The 18,618-nt window shown below is 66.5% G+C and carries 20 protein-coding genes and 1 pseudogene; 13 read left to right on the top strand and 8 right to left on the bottom strand.

The genetic code is table 11. The annotated features are described in order from the left end of the window. Positions 1-3 precede the first annotated feature (3 nt). The 6 genes and pseudogenes from AAFP30_RS10145 to AAFP30_RS10120 form a co-directional block, all read right to left on the bottom strand. The gene (locus AAFP30_RS10145) at positions 4-1,635 is read right to left on the bottom strand and encodes a cation acetate symporter (protein WP_419229774.1); all 1,632 of its coding nucleotides are present in this window, start codon (positions 1,633-1,635) and stop codon (positions 4-6) included. Beyond that, a complete protein-coding gene (locus AAFP30_RS10140; protein WP_419229773.1) occupies positions 1,632-1,988 on the bottom strand; it encodes a DUF485 domain-containing protein in 357 nt (118 codons plus the stop codon). Before AAFP30_RS10140 ends, AAFP30_RS10145 begins: the two co-directional genes overlap by 4 nt. A 149-nt stretch (positions 1,989-2,137) precedes the next feature. Beyond that, positions 2,138-3,879: pseudogene (locus AAFP30_RS10135) on the bottom strand (cation acetate symporter). A gap of 18 nt (positions 3,880-3,897) precedes the next feature. Continuing rightward, positions 3,898-4,269, bottom strand: coding sequence for a hypothetical protein (locus AAFP30_RS10130; protein ID WP_419229772.1), 372 nt, complete (start codon positions 4,267-4,269; stop codon positions 3,898-3,900). Further along, the gene (locus AAFP30_RS10125; RefSeq protein WP_419229771.1) at positions 4,266-5,075 is read right to left on the bottom strand and encodes a LytR/AlgR family response regulator transcription factor; all 810 of its coding nucleotides are present in this window, start codon (positions 5,073-5,075) and stop codon (positions 4,266-4,268) included. Before AAFP30_RS10125 ends, AAFP30_RS10130 begins: the two co-directional genes overlap by 4 nt. A gap of 15 nt (positions 5,076-5,090) precedes the next feature. Then, a complete protein-coding gene (locus tag AAFP30_RS10120) occupies positions 5,091-6,299 on the bottom strand; it encodes a sensor histidine kinase (RefSeq protein ID WP_419229770.1) in 1,209 nt (402 codons plus the stop codon). Positions 6,300-6,524: 225 nt separating this feature from the next. Here AAFP30_RS10120 and AAFP30_RS10115 point away from each other — a divergent pair, with 225 nt between their 5' ends. Together AAFP30_RS10115 and AAFP30_RS10110 are read left to right on the top strand one after the other, a co-directional pair. Next, positions 6,525-6,668: a hypothetical protein gene (locus AAFP30_RS10115; RefSeq protein WP_419229769.1), complete on the top strand. Its 144-nt coding sequence runs from the start codon at positions 6,525-6,527 to the stop codon at positions 6,666-6,668. 48 nt (positions 6,669-6,716) lie between these two features. After that, positions 6,717-6,893 (top strand): hypothetical protein, encoded by a 177-nt coding sequence (locus AAFP30_RS10110; RefSeq protein ID WP_419229768.1) that lies wholly within the window; start codon positions 6,717-6,719, stop codon positions 6,891-6,893. Positions 6,894-6,995: 102 nt separating this feature from the next. Here the strand turns inward: AAFP30_RS10110 and AAFP30_RS10105 are convergent, their stop codons facing one another. Continuing rightward, positions 6,996-8,177, bottom strand: a complete 1,182-nt coding sequence (locus tag AAFP30_RS10105; protein WP_419229767.1) for a nitrate ABC transporter substrate-binding protein — start codon at positions 8,175-8,177, stop codon at positions 6,996-6,998. 298 nt (positions 8,178-8,475) lie between these two features. Between AAFP30_RS10105 and AAFP30_RS10100 the strand changes: the two genes are divergently transcribed. The 7 genes from AAFP30_RS10100 (at position 8,476) to AAFP30_RS10070 (ending at position 15,532) form a co-directional block, all read left to right on the top strand. Continuing rightward, positions 8,476-9,258, top strand: a complete 783-nt coding sequence (locus AAFP30_RS10100; RefSeq protein WP_419229766.1) for an ABC transporter ATP-binding protein — start codon at positions 8,476-8,478, stop codon at positions 9,256-9,258. Then, positions 9,255-10,130, top strand: coding sequence for an ABC transporter permease (locus tag AAFP30_RS10095; protein ID WP_419229765.1), 876 nt, complete (start codon positions 9,255-9,257; stop codon positions 10,128-10,130). Before AAFP30_RS10100 ends, AAFP30_RS10095 begins: the two co-directional genes overlap by 4 nt. Before the next feature lie 24 nt (positions 10,131-10,154). Beyond that, the gene (locus tag AAFP30_RS10090; protein WP_419229764.1) at positions 10,155-11,186 is read left to right on the top strand and encodes an isopenicillin N synthase family dioxygenase; all 1,032 of its coding nucleotides are present in this window, start codon (positions 10,155-10,157) and stop codon (positions 11,184-11,186) included. A gap of 21 nt (positions 11,187-11,207) precedes the next feature. Then, positions 11,208-11,855: a GntR family transcriptional regulator gene (locus tag AAFP30_RS10085; protein WP_419229763.1), complete on the top strand. Its 648-nt coding sequence runs from the start codon at positions 11,208-11,210 to the stop codon at positions 11,853-11,855. Between the two features lie 177 nt (positions 11,856-12,032). After that, positions 12,033-13,658: a chaperonin GroEL gene (groL, locus tag AAFP30_RS10080; RefSeq protein ID WP_419229762.1), complete on the top strand. Its 1,626-nt coding sequence runs from the start codon at positions 12,033-12,035 to the stop codon at positions 13,656-13,658. A 242-nt stretch (positions 13,659-13,900) separates the two neighbouring features. Further along, a complete protein-coding gene (locus tag AAFP30_RS10075; protein WP_419229761.1) occupies positions 13,901-14,704 on the top strand; it encodes a tyrosine-protein phosphatase in 804 nt (267 codons plus the stop codon). 27 nt (positions 14,705-14,731) lie between these two features. Continuing rightward, positions 14,732-15,532 (top strand): tyrosine-protein phosphatase, encoded by an 801-nt coding sequence (locus tag AAFP30_RS10070; RefSeq protein WP_419229760.1) that lies wholly within the window; start codon positions 14,732-14,734, stop codon positions 15,530-15,532. Positions 15,533-15,543: 11 nt separating this feature from the next. On the opposite strand, the gene AAFP30_RS10065 is transcribed toward AAFP30_RS10070, so the two are convergent. Next, complete coding sequence (locus tag AAFP30_RS10065; RefSeq protein ID WP_419229759.1) at positions 15,544-16,044, bottom strand: PaaI family thioesterase; 501 nt, start codon at positions 16,042-16,044, stop codon at positions 15,544-15,546. 55 nt (positions 16,045-16,099) lie between these two features. On the opposite strand from AAFP30_RS10065, the gene AAFP30_RS10060 reads away from it, so the two are divergent. From AAFP30_RS10060 to AAFP30_RS10045, 4 genes are all read left to right on the top strand, one after another. Further along, complete coding sequence (locus AAFP30_RS10060; RefSeq protein ID WP_419229758.1) at positions 16,100-16,702, top strand: TetR/AcrR family transcriptional regulator; 603 nt, start codon at positions 16,100-16,102, stop codon at positions 16,700-16,702. A gap of 91 nt (positions 16,703-16,793) precedes the next feature. Further along, complete coding sequence (locus AAFP30_RS10055; protein WP_419229757.1) at positions 16,794-17,471, top strand: DUF4166 domain-containing protein; 678 nt, start codon at positions 16,794-16,796, stop codon at positions 17,469-17,471. Positions 17,472-17,521: 50 nt separating this feature from the next. Beyond that, positions 17,522-17,965 (top strand): SRPBCC family protein, encoded by a 444-nt coding sequence (locus AAFP30_RS10050; protein ID WP_419229756.1) that lies wholly within the window; start codon positions 17,522-17,524, stop codon positions 17,963-17,965. A 116-nt stretch (positions 17,966-18,081) separates the two neighbouring features. Beyond that, positions 18,082-18,600, top strand: coding sequence for a DUF6764 family protein (locus AAFP30_RS10045; RefSeq protein WP_419229755.1), 519 nt, complete (start codon positions 18,082-18,084; stop codon positions 18,598-18,600). Positions 18,601-18,618: the final 18 nt, after the last annotated feature.

Here is an 18,618-nt window from a genome sequence, read left to right as displayed (position 1 = left end):
AACTCAGTGCACCACAGCCTTTTCCGCTCCGACGCCGGTGAGCGAACGCACCTCCATCTCCGCGTTGCGTTCCGGGGTGCCGCGTTCCGGCGACGTCAGGGTGCCGACGATGCCGAGGATGAAGCCGAGCGGGATCGAGATGATGCCCGGGTTGGCCAGCGGGAACCAGGCGAAGTCGGCCGACGGGACCATCGAGGTCGCCGAGCCGGAGACGGCAGGCGAGAAGATGATCAGCACGATGGTCGAGATCAGGCCGCCGTAGATGCTCCACAGCGCACCGCGGGTGTTGAATCGCTTCCAGTACAGCGAGTACACGATGGTCGGCAGGTTGGCCGCCGCGGCGATCGCGAAGGCCAGTGCGACCAGGAAGGCGATGTTCTGGCCGTTCGCCAGGATGCCGAGGATGATGCCCATGATGCCGAGAACCACGACGGTGTACCGGGATACGCGAACCTGGTCGGCCTCGCTGGCCTGTCCGCGCTTGATGACGCTGCCGTAGATGTCGTGGGCGAACGACGCCGACGCGGTGATGGCCAGACCCGCGACCACCGCGAGAATCGTCGCGAACGCGACCGCGGAGATGATGCCGAGCAGCACCACACCGCCGAGTTCGAACGCCAGCAGCGGTGCCGCCGAGTTCTGTTTGCCGGCCGCCGCCATGATCTTGTCCGGTCCGACGAGTGCGGCCGCGCCGTATCCGAGGACCAGGGTGAACAGGTAGAACGCACCGATCAACGCGATCGCCCACACCACCGACTTACGGGCCTCCTTGGCCGTCGGCACGGTGTAGAACCGCATCAACACGTGCGGCAGACCGGCGGTACCGAGCACCAGCGCGATGGCCAGCGAGACGAAGTTGATCTGTGAGGTGAGCGATCCGCCGTACTGCGCGCCCGGCGCGAGAACGTCACGCGCGGCGATCTTTTCGTCGGTCGACCCGGAGATCGCGTCCTGCGCGGAACCGAGGATGCTGGACAGGTTCATGCCGAACTTGGCCAGCACGATGAAGGTCATGATGGCCGCACCGGCGATCAGCAAGACCGCCTTGATGATCTGCACCCAGGTGGTGCCCTTCATGCCGCCGATGAGGACGTAGACGATCATCAGCGCGCCGACGACCGCGATGACGATGGACTGTCCCACACGGCCTTCGATGTCGAGTAGCAGTGCGACCAGACCGCCGGCACCGGCCATCTGCGCGAGCAGGTAGAACAGCGACACGGCCAGCGTGGAGATGGCGGCCGCCAGGCGCACCGGCCGTTGTCGCAGCCGGAAGCTCAGTACGTCGGCCATGGTGAATTTGCCGGTGTTGCGCAACAATTCGGCCACCAGCAGCAGGGCCACGAGCCAGGCGACGAGGAAGCCGATGGAGTAGAGGAAGCCGTCGTAGCCGTACACGGCGATGGCGCCGGCGATGCCGAGGAAGCTGGCTGCCGACAAGTAGTCGCCGGCGATGGCGATGCCGTTCTGGGGTCCGGAGAAGCCGCGGCCGCCGGTGAAGAAGTCGGCCGCCGACGAGTTGTTCTTGCTGGCGCGGATCACCACGAACATGGTGACCGCGACGAAGGCGACGAAGATCGAGATGTTGGCGACGGGATTGCCGACCGCCTCGGCGAGGATGTAGGTGTCGGTCATGACTGCGGTCCTTCCAGTTCTTCACGGATCGCGGAGGCGCGGGGGTCGAGTTCACGGTTCGCGAAGCGCACGTAGAGGCCGGTGATCACGAAGGTCGTGACGAACTGCAGCAACCCCAGGATCAGGCCGATGTTGATGTTGCCCCACACCTTGGTGCCCATGAAGTCCTCAGCGAAGGCGCCGAGGAGCACGTAGACCGCGTACCAGAGCAGGAAGAACGCCGTCATCGGAAAGACGAACCGGCGCAGACGATGACGCAGATCGGTGAACTCGGGACTCTGCTGCATGTCGAGAAACTCTTGGCCGGTCGGCGTGTGTGGCGCCGAGCCGGGTGGATGTTCAAGCGTGGACACGAATGACCTCCTGCGTTGACTGTGATGACACCTCTGGCGCTGAGATTATTGAGGCACGGGTCACAGGAGAATGGGGTGGCGCCGGTCACACGCTGAACATGTTCACTCGTGCGGTAAACGGTCGGTGCGGGCCGACGAGCGGCGAGCGGTCAGCCCTCCGGCAGCCGCTCCACGCCCATACCCAGGCGTTCCGGAACGTGCATGCGCGCGAAGATGCGGGCGCGGTCCGGCGGCAATCCGCTTGTGGTGGCCAAGCTGATCACGATCATTGTGAGGAAGGCCAGCGGCACCGTCACCGCGGCGGGATAGCCGATCAGCACAGCGGGCCAGCCGCCGAGCGCGGTCTCGTCGACGACTCCGGCGATCGCCAGACTCGTCGTCACCCCGGACGCCACACCACCCACGACCAGCCCGGAGATCGCGCCGGCCGGAGTCAGGCCGCGCCACCAGATCCCGAGAACCAACAGCGGACACAACGTCGAAGCGGCCACCGCGAACACCAGACCCACCGTGCGGGACAGCTCCAGGGACGCGGCCGCCAGGGAGAACAGGATCGGGATGATCCCGCCGATCACCGCGGCCACCCGGAAATCCCGGACCCGGCCGCGCAAAACATCGGTCGACAGGGCGCCGGCCACGCTGACCAGCAGCCCCGACGACGTCGCCAGGAACGCGGCGATCGCGCCGGCCGCCACCAACGCCGCCAGGAACTGCCCGGCGATTCCGCCCACCGCGGCGCTCGGCAGCAGCAACACCGCGGCGTCGGCGGTCCCGGTGATCAGCAGTTCGGGCACGTACAACCGGGCGAAGACGCCGAGCAGGGTGGGGAAGAGATAGAACAGCGACAGCAGCGCGATCACCGCGAGCGCGGTCCGCCGCGCCGACCGGCCGTCGGGGTTGGTGTAGAAGCGCACCAGCACATGGGGCAGTCCCATGGTGCCGAGGAAGGTCGCGACAATCAGCGAAAGCACCTGAAACAGTGCATGTTCGCCACCCAATCCGCCGCCGGAGGCGATCCAGTCGGAGCCGGTCGCGGGTGCGCCCTGGACGACGGGGGTCGCAGTGTCGGCGTCGAGGTGGATGATCGTGCCGGCCGACAACATGTGCGACCCGGGCGAGGTGATCGGTGCATCGACCACGTCGATGCCGTCGAGGGTGCCGGTGACCATGATGCCGGTGGTCTCGCTGACCGACACGACGACGTCGGTGGTCACGTCGACGGTGGTCGCGGCGGTCACGCGCGGGGGCGCCGGTGAACCGAGATCGGCTCGGTCACTGAGGAAGACACCGAGCAGCACCAGCGCGGGAATCGCGATCGCGGTCAGCTTCAGCCAGTACTGGAAGGCCTGCACGAAGGTGATCGAGCGCATTCCCCCGCCGACGACGTTGACGATGACGATCGCCCCGACGGCGACCGAGCCCACCCAGACGGGCGCGCCGAGCAGGATGTGCAAAGTCAGTCCGGCGCCCTGTAATTGAGGGATCAGGTACAAAACGCAGACCACGACGACCACCATCATTGCAGCGCGCCGGGCCGCCGACGACGCCAGTCGGAACTCGGCGAAGTCGGGGACGGTGTAGGCGCCCGAGCGGCGCAGAGGGGCGGCGACGAACAGTAGTAACCCGAGGTAGCCGGCGGTGAAGCCGACGGGATACCAGAGGGCGTCGGCGCCATACTTCGCGACCAGTCCGGCACGCCGAGAAATGATGCGGCGGAGAGATATTCACCGGAGATGGCAGCAGCATTCCAGCGCGAGCCGACGCTTCGGGAGGCGACCAGGAAGTCGGAAGTGGTCCGCGCGAAGCGCCCGCCGTAGGCGCCGACGGCGACGGTTGCGATCGCCGCGAGCGCGAGTGCCAGCGCGGTCAGCGAGTCGATGTGGTTGCTCATCGGATGATCCGGTTCGGGTCAACTGTCGTCATCGACGACGCCCATGAAGTCGCGTTCGTTTTGCTCGGCGAACCGCACGTACAGGCGGCCGGTGGCGTAGAGCAACGGGTACAGCAGCACGCCCAGGACGATCCAGTTCAGCCGTATGCCGGCGACGGTCGCCGTGGTGAGGGCGGGAAACAGGGTGCCCAGCAACGGGATCGCGACGATCACCGCGGTCACGCTCAGGCCCAGTCGCAACGCCAGGCCCAGTTGGGCGCGCATCAGTCCGCGGACGAGCGCATCACCCACCTCTGTCTGCTCCTGCACCTCGACGCGGGTGCGCACCACCCGAGCACCACGCCGCCGCCCCAGGACGACGCGCTCACGCCGGGGTATCTGACCGGTCATCGTGCGGTCCCGTCATCGACGCCGGACGGTCCGGTCCGGAACTGCCGCATCGGATCTCGGATCAGTCGGTCCTTGAGTTCGCGCACCTGTCGACGGCTCACCGGCAGCTCGACCGATCCCGACGCCCCGTTGTCTCGCACACTCACCATGGTCGTGGAGCCCTGCGTGCGGAGTCCGGTGACCATCGGGAGTGCGACCAGATAGGAGCGGTGGACCCGATGAAAGCCGTGATCGTGCCAGCGGGACGCCAAGGTGGACAATGGAATACGCACGAGGTGGGCACCCGAGTGGGAGTGTAGTCGGGCGTAGTCGCCGACGGCCTCCACCCAGGAGATGCTGTTGCGCGGTATCAGCGACGTCACGCCGGACATCTCGACCGGGATCACGTCATCGGCGACCGGCCCCTTCGTCGATGGGGATTCGGTTGGGCGGGCCGGGTTCTCGCGAGCCGCGACCACCCTCGCGATCGCCTGCGCGAGCCGTTCGGCGCGCAGGGGTTTGAGGAGGTAGTCGACGGCACCCACCTCGAACGCGTCGACGGCCTTGTCCTCGTGAGCCGTCACGAACACCACCGCCGGCGGGTCGGCGTAGTTGGTCAGGACGCCGGCGAGTTCGAGCCCGGACAGCCCCGGCATGTTGATGTCGAGGAAGATCGCGTCGAAGGGTCGCTCGTTCAACTCGCGCAACGCGGCGGTGGCCTCGCCCGCGCTGTACACCTCGCCGATGTCGGGTTGTCGGTCGAGTAGGTAGGTGAGTTCGTCGAGGGCGGGGCGTTCGTCGTCGACGGCGAGGACGGTCAGGGTCATGGGTGGTTCACCTCCTCAGGCGCGGATTCCGGCGCGGAACTTCGGGACTCGCATGCCGACCCGGGTGCCCGCCCCGACGCCGGTTTCGACCACTAGACCGTAGTCGTTGCCGAATGCGGCGCGCAGCCGATGATCGACATTGGTGAGTCCCACGTGCGCGCCGTCGGATTCGCTGCGCGCGCCCGGCACCGGGTCCAGTGCGTCGATGTCGCCGGACCGCAGCAGTTCCGGGTCCATGCCGACACCGTCGTCGTCGACGGTGATGACGCAGTCGGAGCCCTCGTCGCGGGCGGTGATGGTGATGGTGCCGCCGCCCTTGCCGGCCAGGCCGTGGCGGACCGCATTTTCCACCAGCGGTTGCAGGGCGAGGAACGGCAGCACCACGTTGAGGACCTCGGGTGCCACATGGAGTTTGACGTCCAGCGACGGTCCGAACCGTGCCCGTTCGAGGGTGAGGTAGCGGTCGATGTTGCGCAGTTCGTCGGCGAGCACGGTGTACTCGCCCGCCGCGCGGAACGAGTAGCGGGTGAAGTCGGCGAAATCCAGGATCAGTTCGCGGGCCCGGTCGGGATCGGTGCGGACGAACGACGCGATCGTGTTGAGCGCGTTGTAGATGAAGTGCGGACTGATCTGGGCGCGCAGCGCGAGCACCTCGGCGCGGTCGAGGCGGGCCCGGGAGGTTTCCAGATCGGCGAGCTCGATCTGGCTCGACACGTAGCGGGCGACCTCGGCGACCGCGCCGAGCATGCCCGGGCTCGGACGGCTGGTCGTCGCGACCACCAGCACGCCGACGCCGCTGTCGCCGGCGATCAGCGGCTGCGCGATCAAGGCCCGCCACGACGACATGTCGCCGCACGGATCGCTGATCATCACTCGGCGCCGGTCCACTTCCGCCGACTCCGCCGCGGTGTGCGACTGCTCGGCCACCTCCGCGGTCCACTCCTCGCCGCCGGTCTCCTGCGCGAGCAACTCCCCGTCGGCGTCGTAGAGCGCGACCGCCTCTGCGGCGGTCAGCGCCCGAAGATGTGGCAGCGCCTCCGACGCCGACTCCGCCGACAACCCCGACCGCAACGACCGGGCCGCCTGCGACGCGGTCTGCAGCGCGAAGTGCACAGCCCGCTCGGTCGGCGTCGCGACCTGCCGACGGGTGCGGACGAGTACGACGAGCGTGCCGATGATGAGCAGCACGAGGACTGCGAACACGACAGCGAGTTGGGCAGACATCGAACCTCCTGCGGCCATTTTCGCGCACCTGTGGATGGAGTTCGGAGAGGTCTGCCCAAATCGCGGCATGACTTATGGACGACACGAAGGGGGACAGGGATGTCGGCACAGGCGTGGGTCACGTTGATTGTCGGTGTCATCGGCTTTACCGGCGTCGTGGTGGGCTTGCTGCAACGGACACACGCCGACCGCCGAGCCGAGAGGTGACGCCGTGCGACCTGGGCGGTGGACCACACGCTGTCGGACGACGAAGCTCGACAACTTGTCGGCTTCGATGTGCTGGACTGGCTGAACAACTCCGGACTGCCTTCGCGCGCCGAGCGTGAGATGTTCGCCGCGTGGATTCTGGCATCCACCTTTGCACCGTGACATCGGCGACGATCACGCCGATAATGGCGCTACATCAGGAGGTGGGCAGTGACCAGATACGAAGACTCTCTCGCGCGCGAACGTTGGTCGCCCGAGGTGCGACAGGCTGCCGCTCGCGTCGTGGTGACCGTCAACAAGCGCAACCGTAAACCCACCGAGCAGTGGCTGATCGATATTGCCGAAGGCAAAGAGTTGCGCGACTATCGGCGGCGCGTGACACAGTAGTCCGACCAATCGGGCCGAGTTCGCCACTTCGCCACTATGTGGCACGAATACCCCCTCACCGCAGTTTCTGGAGTGAGAGGGTATTCGATCGATCAGAGTCCGTCAGCGCACCGACGCACTGATGAACTGAGTCGTGAACAGTTGATCGGCCGGCAACTGCGCAGGCAGGTTCGCCCCGTCGGCGTTGAGGATCGGCACGAGATCGTTGACCACCTGCTGTGCCTTGGCCGAGTCGTAACTGCCCCACACCCCATCGGTTCCCGGAGCAATAACGGCCTTGTCCTTCAACAACTTTGCCGAGTAGGCGGCTTCACCCGCGGTGTACGGGGTGAACGAAACATCCTGCGACACCCAGTCGACGATCGTGGCGTTGATGGCCTCGGGCGAGTTCACGTGGTTCTTGCCGGTCTGCTGGATCATCGGGACCAGCTTCTGCAGACACGGGGAGAGCTTCTCCACCCGGTCCGCGCGCACCGACACATTCGAGGCGTACACGTCATACCCGGCGTCCTTGACCATGGCGTAGCCGACCGGCTTGTCCCACGTCGGGGTCTCGTGCTCGTAGGTGTAGGGCTCGGAGTTGGCGAACCCCTGCTGGGTGATCGTGGGGTCGCCGACGAAACGAGCAGGCGCACCGTCGTAGCTGGTGTCGAGCTGGCCGGCCTTGAGTAGTCCCTTCGCGACGAGCCACTGCGGGAAGATCTGATCTTTCGACACCACCACGCTGGCATTCGACTTTCCTACGTCGGCAATGGTTTTGACGTTCGGATGCGACGATGGATCCCACATGATGATCGACGGGTTGTACTGCAGGAGCGGGGTCACGCCGACGACCCGCTGCTTGGCCGCGGCCGAGATCAGCTGGTCGCCGTGGACAAGCCCGAGGTCGATGGAATCGTCGGCATACATCGCCGACGGCACCGACTGGAATCCGATCGCCGGGCCGCCGGCCCGCAACGTGATGTCCACACCGGTGTCCTGGCCGTCGAAGGCCAGCGGCCCGGTCACCGACTTCGCGTTCGTATCGACGGTGTAGCCAGGTCCGAGTAGGCCGATCACCCCGGCCATGTCCGACTGTGGCTGCCACTGCAGCTGCACCACAACGTCTTTCGGGCAGACCGCGGACAGGTCGTACTCGGCCGAAGCCGGCGCGAGAGTTGTTGCCGCTGTGGAATCGGTACCGGAGTCGGTGCAACCGGCGAGAGCGGCGGCGCAGACCGCGGTGGTGGCGGTGGCGATCACCGCGCGGCTGCGGCCGCCGGTGAGCAGGGAACGAAGGGTCATGGGAGCTCCTGGGCTGATGCCGATGGATCTCGCGATTGCGAGCTGCATGTAAAGCTAAGCGCTAGACGGTGTCTTCGCCAGCGGACTGCATGTAATCAATGGAATGGTGTGGCGCGCTTCAGAATGTGGATAACGGCAGGTAGATGCTCAAAAATCGCTGATACAGACGGCAAATTCGTCAGACGACGTCACGAACTGTTTACATACAGATACTTCACCGCAATGCATGTAACCCACGATAGGAATCGGCTTCAGACCCACGATCTACATGTATCTCCGACCAGTTATGGGAGTGCGCATGACGCTGCACGACACGATGTCCGACGTCGACGCCCGGCACCTGACGAAAGGTGTGGTGGTGTCGGTGTCCGGCGTGACCAAGCAATACGACTCCGGCACGCGGGCGCTCGCCGACGTGGACCTCGACATCGCCGAAGGTGACTTCGTCGCCGTGGTGGGGCCGTCCGGATGTGGCAAATCGACCCTGCTGCGCATGGCGGCAGGCCTCGAACGGCCGAGCGCGGGCAGCGTCGCCCTCGCCACCGACTCGGTCGGCTTCATCTTTCAGGAGCCCACCCTGCTGCCGTGGCGGTCGGTCCGCGCGAACGTCGAACTCGTCGCCGAGATCGCCCGACTGCCCAAGTCGGAGAGGCGAACCCGCGCCCAGCGCGCCATCGACGCCGTCGGCCTCACCGGATTCGAGTCGCAGCTGCCCCGGATGCTCTCGGGCGGCATGAAGATGCGTGCCTCGCTGGCGCGCACACTCACCTCCGAGCCCGAGGTGATGTTGCTCGACGAGCCGTTCGGCGCGCTCGACGAGATGACCCGGCTGGATATGCAGACCGAACTCCAACGGCTCTATGCCGAGCGGGGTTTCACCGCGATGTTCATCACCCACTCGGTGTCCGAGGCGGTCTTCCTGGCCAATCGGGTGATCGTCATGTCCGCGCGGTCCGGGCGCATCGTCGCCGACACCCGCATCGACTTCCCCTATCCCCGCCACCCCGAACTCCGCTACGACCCGCAATTCACTGCGTACGTCGCCGAGATCTCCGACACTCTGCGAGAGGCACGGCAATGACCGCGACCATCACCACCACCGCTGACGCACATTCGGAAAAGACCATGCCGCAAACCAATCCGGCTGTGGAGTCGGCAGCCCCTACCTCGTCGCGGGCGGACTCGATCGGCAAGGCGCTGCGCCTTGGTCTCCCGCCGCTGCTCTCCCTCGCGATCGCCGTCGGCGTGTGGTACCTGGTCAGTTACCTGATCCTCAGTCCCACAAGGCGTTTCCTCCTTCCACCGCCGCATGAGGTGCTCACCACCTCGCTGCTGGATCGTGCCCACGTCGGCCCCATGCTCGACGCACTCTGGGTTACCGCCAAGGTGAGCCTGGTCGGCTTCCTCGTCGCCGCGGTCCTCGGTGTCGCGATCGGTGTGGTGATGAGCCGCGGACCCTTTCTTGAACGCGCCATCTATCCCTGGGCTGTTGTGCTGCAGGTGATCCCGGTGCTGGCCATCGTCCCGCTGATCGGTCTGTGGTTCGGTTACGGCATGGTCGCGCGCACCATCGTCTGCGTGATCATCGCCATCTTCCCGATCATCGCCAACACCCACTTCGGTCTGGTGTCGGTGGACTCCGGTGCCCACGAACTCTTCACCCTCGCGAAAGCTTCACCTGTGCAACGACTGTGGAAGCTGGAGTTCCCGTCGGCGATGCCGTCGATGATGACCGGCTTCCGCACCGCGTCGGGACTCGTGGTGGTGGGTGCCATCATCGGCGACATGTTCTTCGCCAAAGGGCAACCCGGCATCGGCACCCTGCTGGACATCTACCGAGCCCGCCTGCAATCCGAGGACCTGATCGGCGCCATCGTCCTCGCCTCGCTGTTCGGCATCCTCGTGTTCGGGGTGTTCAGCGTGCTCAATGCGGTCGTCACTCGTCGACGCTGACTCATAAAGCAAAGGGAGAAACCAATGTTCACCGTTCCCATCGTCGACATCTCCTGCTACGTCGACCCGCACGGATCACCCACCGACCGCGCTCGCGTCGCCGCCGAACTCGACAATGCGTGCGCCGGTGTAGGTTTCATCCAAATCGTCGGCCACGGCATCGGCCGGGCCACCGTCGCTGCGCTGACCGCTGCGCTCGACGAGTTCTACGCGCTGCCGCTTGACGTCAAGAAGCGCTACACGCGGCCGGGGGAGAACCGCGGCTACAGCCCGCCCAAGAGCGAATCGCTGAGCATGAGTCTCGGTGTGGCGGCGGCCAATCAGATGAACGACTTCTACGAGGCGTTCACCGTCGGCGCCGAACGCGGCTGGTTCCCCCACGTCGACCTCCCCGCCACCAGCTATCCCGACAACACCTGGCCCGCCGCCGCGGGCGGCTTCCGACCGGCCGTCGAGGCCTGGTTCGACGCGGCCTGGGCGGTGTCACGCACCCTGCTGACCGCGTTCGCCGACGCGCTCGGACTGACCCCCGGCTACTTCGACCCGCTGACCGACCACTCCATCGACGCACTGAAACTGAACAACTACACGCTGCCGGAGGGCGAGATCGAACTCGCCGGAGAGCTCACCGGCATGGGCGCGCACACCGACTTCGGCATCCTCACCGTGCTGCGGGCCGATCGGGTGCCCGGCCTGCAGGTCCTCGACCACGACGGCACCTGGCACGACGTCCAGCCAGTCGACGGTGCGCTACTGGTCAACCTCGGCGACGCGATGGCGCGCTGGACCAACGACCGCTGGCGCTCCACGGTGCACCGCGTCGACCCGCCCGTGGTCGACGGCCGGATCATCCGCCGCCGATCCGCCGCGTTCTTCTTCGACGGCAACCACGACGCCGTCATCGAGACCCTGCCCGGGTGCGCCGACGTCGGGGGACCGGGGTACGAGCCGATCACCATCGGCGAACACATCTCCGCCAAACTCGCCGGCATGAAATCGGGCGTGGCACCCATCGATGCCGACCGCGAAGCACAACGCGTCCTCGCTGCCGGCTGATCCGAATACCCTGGAGCAACGATGACCACCAGCGACAACGGGGACCTGCTCACCGACTCGGTGCTGCGTCGGCTCCGGCAGCAGATCTTCTCCGGCGACCTCGCCCCGGGCACCTCACTGTCGGTACCCGGACTGGCGACCCGCCTCGAGGTGTCGCGCACTCCCGTGCGGGAAGCGGTGCAGCAACTCGTCGTCGACGGACTGGCCGTCTACACCCCGCGCGCCGGGGCCAAGGTCGCGGCTCTCGACGAGGACATGCTCCGCCACGTCTTCGAGGTACGCGAGGTGCTCGACGGACTCGCCGCACGGCAGGCCACCGCGCGGGTCACTCTCGCCGAACTCGCACTGTTGACCAAGCGTGTCGAAGAGCAAGAACTGCTCTTGGCCGCCCCCGCCGACCATCTCCGTGACGCCGACCTCGACCTCGAGTTCCACACCGCGGTCCGTGCGCTCTCCGACAACAAACCGCTCTGCGATGCCCTGCTCAAGCTCGACACCCAGGCCCACCTCTTCCGGTCGGACATGTGGTCGCACGAGATGAACCGGCGGCTGGCGGTGGCCGAGCATCGTCGGATCGTCGCCGCGCTGGAGGCCGGCGACGCCGACGAGGCCGAGCGCGCCGCGAAGGCGCACGCCGCCGGAGTGCTGGTGCGGTTGCTGCGTCGCTGACCCGCACCTTGCACTCGACCCGGTCGAGTGCTAAAAACGACTTTGGCACTCACGGACCGTGAGTGCTAGGTCGGGACGGTGAGACCGGTACCGAATGACACACCGGTCGTCCGTCGCGGGCACCGAGTTCCGGCCATAGATACCTGGTGTCACCCCCTATCGGAGGATCACTTACCCATGGCCAAGCAAATCGCGTTCGACGAAGAGGCACGTCGCGGCCTCGAGCGGGGCCTCAACAGCCTCGCCGACGCAGTCAAGGTGACGTTGGGACCCAAGGGTCGCAACGTCGTTCTGGAGAAGAAGTGGGGCGCCCCCACGATCACCAACGATGGTGTGTCCATCGCCAAGGAGATCGAGCTCGAGGACCCCTACGAGAAGATCGGTGCCGAGCTCGTCAAGGAGGTCGCCAAGAAGACCGACGACGTCGCAGGCGACGGCACCACCACCGCCACCGTTCTGGCTCAGGCTCTCGTTCGTGAGGGTCTGCGCAACGTCGCTGCCGGCGCCAACCCGCTGGGTCTGAAGCGCGGCATCGAGAAGGCCGTCGAGGCCGTCACCGAGTCCCTCCTCAAGAGCGCCAAGGAGGTCGAGACCAAGGAGCAGATCGCTGCCACCGCCGGTATCTCGGCCGGCGACCCGTCCATCGGCGAGCTCATCGCCGAGGCTATGGACAAGGTCGGCAAGGAAGGCGTCATCACCGTCGAGGAGTCCAACACCTTCGGGCTGCAGCTGGAGCTCACCGAGGGCATGCGCTTCGACAAGGGCTACATCTCGGGCTACTTCGTGACCGACGCCGATCGTCAGGAAGCCGTTCTCGAGGATCCCTACATCCTGCTCGTGTCGGGCAAGGTCTCGACCGTCAAGGATCTGCTGCCGCTGCTGGAGAAGGTCATCCAGGCCGGCAAGCCGCTGCTGATCATCGCCGAGGACGTCGAGGGCGAAGCCCTCTCGACCCTGGTCGTCAACAAGATCCGTGGCACCTTCAAGTCCGTCGCCGTCAAGGCTCCGGGCTTCGGTGACCGTCGCAAGGCCATGCTGGCCGACATCGCCATCCTCACCGGTGGCGAGGTCATCAGCGAAGAGGTCGGCCTGTCCCTCGAGGGCGCCGGCGTCGAGCTGCTCGGCACCGCCCGCAAGGTCGTCGTGACCAAGGACGAGACCACCATCGTCGATGGCGCCGGCGATGCCGACGCGATCGCCGGTCGCGTCGCGCAGATCCGCACCGAGATCGAGAACAGCGACTCCGACTACGACCGTGAGAAGCTGCAGGAGCGTCTGGCCAAGCTGGCCGGCGGTGTTGCGGTCATCAAGGCGGGCGCGGCCACCGAGGTCGAGCTCAAGGAGCGCAAGCACCGCATCGAGGACGCCGTCCGCAACGCGAAGGCTGCCGTCGAAGAGGGCATCGTCGCCGGCGGTGGCGTGGCCCTGCTGCAGTCCGAGCCGGCCATCGACGCGCTCTCGCTCGAGGGTGACGAGGCCACCGGTGCGAACATCGTTCGCGTCGCGCTGTCGGCTCCGGCCAAGCAGATCGCCGTCAACGCGGGCCTCGAGCCCGGCGTCGTCGCCGACAAGGTGCTGAACTCGAAGAAGGGCACCGGCCTCAACGCCGCCACCGGCGTGTACGAGGACCTGCTCAAGGCCGGCATCAACGACCCGGTGAAGGTCACCCGCTCGGCGCTGCAGAATGCAGCCTCGATCGCGGCGCTGTTCCTCACCACCGAGGCCGTCGTCGCCGACAAGCCGGAGAAGAACCCGGCCCCGGCCATGCCGGGTGGCGACGAGATGGGCGGAATGGGATTCTGATCTCGTCTCCGACGAGGATGGGCTTCTGATCTGATTCAGAACCCAACGCTCTCAGCGCGTTATCGTTTCGAAGGCCGGTCACCCGCAGGGGTGGCCGGCCTTCGGCGTACCGACGAATCGGTTGTGGTTTTCTTCGCTCAGCGCACAAAAGCGCAACCGATTCACTGAGCCAAACCATGCTCTGTCGGTTGCCGACGAAGTGACCGAGCCACGGGTGGCCCACAACCGGCACAATGGGCGCCATGACAGGTTCCGTTGCACCGAGCCCGGTTCCCACCCTGCCCAACCTGCGGGACCTCGGCGGCTGGGCCACCGCCGATGGCCGCACCGTGCGGCCGGGTGTGCTGTACCGCTCGACCGACTTCTCCTCGCTGGCGACCATCGACCTTGAAGCGTTCGAAGCGCTCGGCATCCGCACGATCTACGACCTCCGGTCGGCCACCGAACGCAAGGCGCTCCCCGATCCCGACCTGCCCGAGGTCACCGACATCCATCTCGACGTCCTCGCCGACGCCGAGACGGCGATCCCCGCCGACCTGCAGAACTTCTTCTCCGACCCCGCGTCGGTCGCCATGGTGACCAAAGAACTCTCGGGATCGAAGGCCAAGGAGCTCATCGCACAGACGTACCGTCAGATGATCACGCTGCCCAGCGGCCTCGCGGCCTACCGCGGCCTGTTCCACGGGCTCCTCGGCGAGCACGCCGGACCGTCGCTGTTCCACTGCACCACGGGCAAGGATCGGACGGGATGGGCGGCCGCGTCATTCCTGACGCTCCTGGGTGTGGCGAAAGACGACGTCTACGCCGACTACCTGCTCACCAACGAGCGCCTGGTGCCCGCCCTCAAGCCCGTCTTCGACCGGTTCGGCGCGGCCGGCGGCAACCCCGACCTGCTCATCCCGGTGCTCGGCGTCGACGCAGGCTACCTCGACGCAGCCTTCGATGAGGTCGACACCACCTACGGCGGAATCGCTGAGTACTTCGCCGACGGACTCGGCGTCGGACCCGACGAGCAGGAGCAGCTGCGGCACCTCTACTCGAGCTAGTGATTCGCCATCCGTAACAATGGACGGGTGACCGAACAGCTCGATACGCCCGGATTGACCAGCGTCGCCAACTTTCGTGACGTCGGCGGATGGCCGACCACCGACGGTCGGACGGTCGTCACCGGCAGGGTGTTCCGGTCGGCGGCACTGGCCAAGGCGTCCGAGGCCGACCGTAGGTTCTTGGCCGATCTCGGCTTGCGTACCGTCGCGGATCTGCGGTCGGTGGCCGAGGCCGACGCGGCGCCGGATCCGGAGATCGGCGACGCGAGGGGTGTCCTGCTCGACGTGCTCGCCGACGCGGCGAGGATCAGCGCGCCGGCCAACCTCGACACGCTGATCGCCGATCCCGAGGCGGTCGCCGAGGCCAACGACCGACTCGCCACCGGCAGCGGCGTCGAGCACATGATCGGCGCCTACCGGGGCCTGGTGAACCTACCGAGCGCCAAGCGCGCCTATCGCGAGCTGTTCACCGGCTTGCTCGACGGCACCCCGACACTGTTCCATTGCACCGCGGGCAAGGATCGAACCGGTTGGGCGGCAGCGGTTTTCCTCTCCCTGATGGGTGTTGACCGCGACGACGTGTTCACCGACTACCTCCGCACCAACGAGCAGTTCCTGCCCGCGATGGCCCACGTCTTCGAGGGCTTCGAGGCCGCGGGCGGTGACCCGGATCTGTTGCGCCCGTTGCTCGGAGTGCAGTCGTCGTACCTCGCGATCGCCCTCGAGGAGGTGACGATTCAGTACGGCACCATCGAGCACTACTTCGCCGAGGCACTCGGGATCGACGCAGCCGCCCAGGACCGGCTCCGCGAGCTGTACCTGACGTAAACCTCAGCCGCTCAGCGGAACACGATGCACGTCGTGGTGCCATGTGCGACGAGCTTGCCGTCGGCGGAGAACACCTTGCCCTCGGCGGTCGCGGTGCGGCCGCCGACATGGATCACCGTGCCGACTCCGGTCAATTCCTCGGCGTCGGTGGCGACCGCGCGGATGTAGTTCACCTTCAGTTCCAGGGTGGTGTAGCCGACACCCGCGGGCAGGGTCGTGTGGATGGCGCACCCCATGACCGAGTCCAGCAGGGTCGCGCAGACGCCGCCGTGCACAGTGCCCAGCGGGTTGGCGAAATCCGGTTTCGGCGTCACCGCGAAGGTGACCGCACCCTCATCGATCGCGACGGGTCGCATACCCAGAAGGCGCCCGATGCTGGGCCGGTTCTCGTGGGCTGAGTCGTTCTGCCAGGCGCGCATCAGTTCGAGTCCCGACATCGAGAGCGGATCGAGGTGGTCGGTCGAATCGGTGCGACTGTCTGCTGTCTGCGTCATGATTATGTATGGTTGCATAGAACGGACGGAATATGAAGCCAAGCATAGAAGTGCTGGTGGAGGGGATGACTCGATGAGTGCGGAGCCGACCACGGTCGCCGGCGGTGCCCAGCGCGCGAGTGGGCCGCGCGATCGCATGGTGGTCCACGCAGCCGATCTCATCGGTCGCGACGGGGTGGCCGCCACATCCATCGGGGACGTCATCGCGGCCAGCAAGGCGCCCCGCGGATCGATCTACCATCACTTCCCCGGTGGCAAGACCCAGCTGATGACCGAGGCGGTCCGGTACGCGGGCGATTTCATCTCGACCCGGATCAGCCGCGAGCGCTCCGCGACACCCGCCGAGGCCGTCGCCGAGATCGGTGACGTCTGGCGCCGGATGTTGGTCAACACCGACTATGAGTTCGGGTGCCCGGTCCTCGCCGGCGGATTGGCGCGACGTTCCGAACCCGAGGTCGCCGACGAGGCGGACGCCATCTTCACCCGCTGGACCCGGCAGATCGCCGCCCGACTGATCCATGAGGGCGTCGACCCCCACCGCGCGGATTCGCTCGCGCACCTGATCATCGCGTCCATCGAGGGCGCGGTCGGGCTGTGTCAGACACAGCGCAGCGTCGCGCCGCTCGACCGGGTGATCGACGAACTCTCCCGCCTCTGCGAGGCCGCGGCGGCATAGCCGATCCGCATCGACTAAGTTCAACTCCCAAGCGCGTGTCGACGGTGTGATGGGTCACAACCGGCGCCGGGGAATCTTGGGGGAGGGTGCGATGACGCCGGTCTATCGGCAGATGCTGGGGTCGGATTTCGATCGACTCCACCCGAACGTCGCGTGGCGCTACGGCATCGATTCGACGTCGGGTGTCGCCCAGATCGCCACCGGGATCTACGAATCGGTGTACGTCAGCGGGGCGCTGCCGCCGCCATTCTTCTGGTACTACGCCAAGCGCAATGCGTTGCCCGCGAAAACGAGTCGGATGGTGCCGTTCACCCAGCGGCACTACTGCTACGTCGATGAGTTGGACCGCGAGTGTCTCGCGGTCCTGCGGACGTTCGAGTACACAAGCGGATCCCGGGGTCTGAACTCGCTGCTCGTCTCCGGTCGCGACGGTCTCGTCGACTACTTCGGAGACGGTCCGGAACTGCTCTACCCGATCGAACCGTCGGTCACCCCGGCCGGCGAGCTGCTGCTGGAGAGCGGTCCGATGCGATGGCTCGGTCGCGGCCCGAAGGTCGGTATGAAAGGCATGTTCTCCGCGCAGATGAAATACATGGAGGGATGGGACGAAGAGCGGCAACGCTTTCGGTGCGACGCGACGGTCCGCAACCCCGTCGTCGGCGAGATCCTGCACTTCCGTGGCTGGTTCACCGCCACCGACCAGGCATGCACCATCCGCGACATCCCCGACGAGGCGTGGCCGTTCGCGCTCGTCGATCGCGAGGCCTGAGAAGCAGGTACGCCCACATCACGCTGAGCACGCACGGTAGGTTCTGTGCCATGGCTGTCTCCGCGAAAACCGAGTTCGATGTCGCCGCCCCACCGTCCGTCGTGATGGAAGTCCTGCTGGACGTGGAATCCCTGCCGGAGTGGTCGGGTCCGCACAAGCAGGCCGAGATCCTCAGCACCCACGAGGACGGCTCCCCGAACGAGGTGCATGTCGTCGTCAACGCGGTCGGCGTGTCCGACGAGCAGACACTGAACTACAGCTGGACCGAGAACACCTGCACTTGGGATCTGATCGAGGCCAAGCAGCTCAGCCACCAGCACGGCGTCTACACCGTGACACCGAACGACGACGGCGGTGCGCACATCGAGTTCGTCCTCGACGTCGACCTCAAGATCAAGATGCCCGGGATGCTCGTCAAGCGCGGCCAGAAGATGGCCGTCGACACCGCCAAGAAGGGGCTGACCGCCGAGTCGGAGCGACGCGCCAAGAGCTGATCCCGACACGCCAGTTGTCCCGGCCACCCGCCGCACCGATTGTCGGGTGCGGTGGGTACGCTTGTCGCCAGTGTGGGGGCTACCACGCGCCGTGGCGATTCAGGAGGCCAAAAGCAATGCGTATCAAGAAGTTTGGGGCTCGTAGTGCAGCACTGCTGGCCGGTGGCGCGGCGGTGTCGTGGATGATCGCGATCGGTGGCGGTGCGGCGCATGCGGCCACCACCTGCCAGGCCGCCGACGGCCATCAGATCCAGAAGACCACCGCGGCGGGCGGCTGCGGAGCCAAGGCCGGCCCGGGTAGCCAGGCCCACGCCGAGGATTCCAGTGGCGCGGGTACCGCGGTCGCCGTCGCCGACAAGGGGGGCAACGCGACCGCTCGCAATCTGCAGCCCGGCTCCACCGCGCTCGCCGGCGCCACCACGCAGGGCACCTCCTACTCGGTGACCACCGGCCCGGGTGCGTTCGCAGTGGCGCAGGCCCGGCAGGGCGGCACCACCATCTCCGTCGGCGGCTGGGGTGGCCAGGCCGTCTCCGGTCCGTCCGGTGCGAACTGCCAGGGCAGCTTCGCCACCGCCTACGACAGCACCACCGGCAAGGCCTGCATGGCTGCGGGCGTCATCAACCTGCACAACTGACGAACGATAGCGGGATGG

The organism is Gordonia sp. CPCC 205515, assembly GCF_048537925.1.
Taxonomy (GTDB): domain Bacteria; phylum Actinomycetota; class Actinomycetes; order Mycobacteriales; family Mycobacteriaceae; genus Gordonia.
This window is presented reverse-complemented; position numbering and strand designations above follow the sequence as displayed.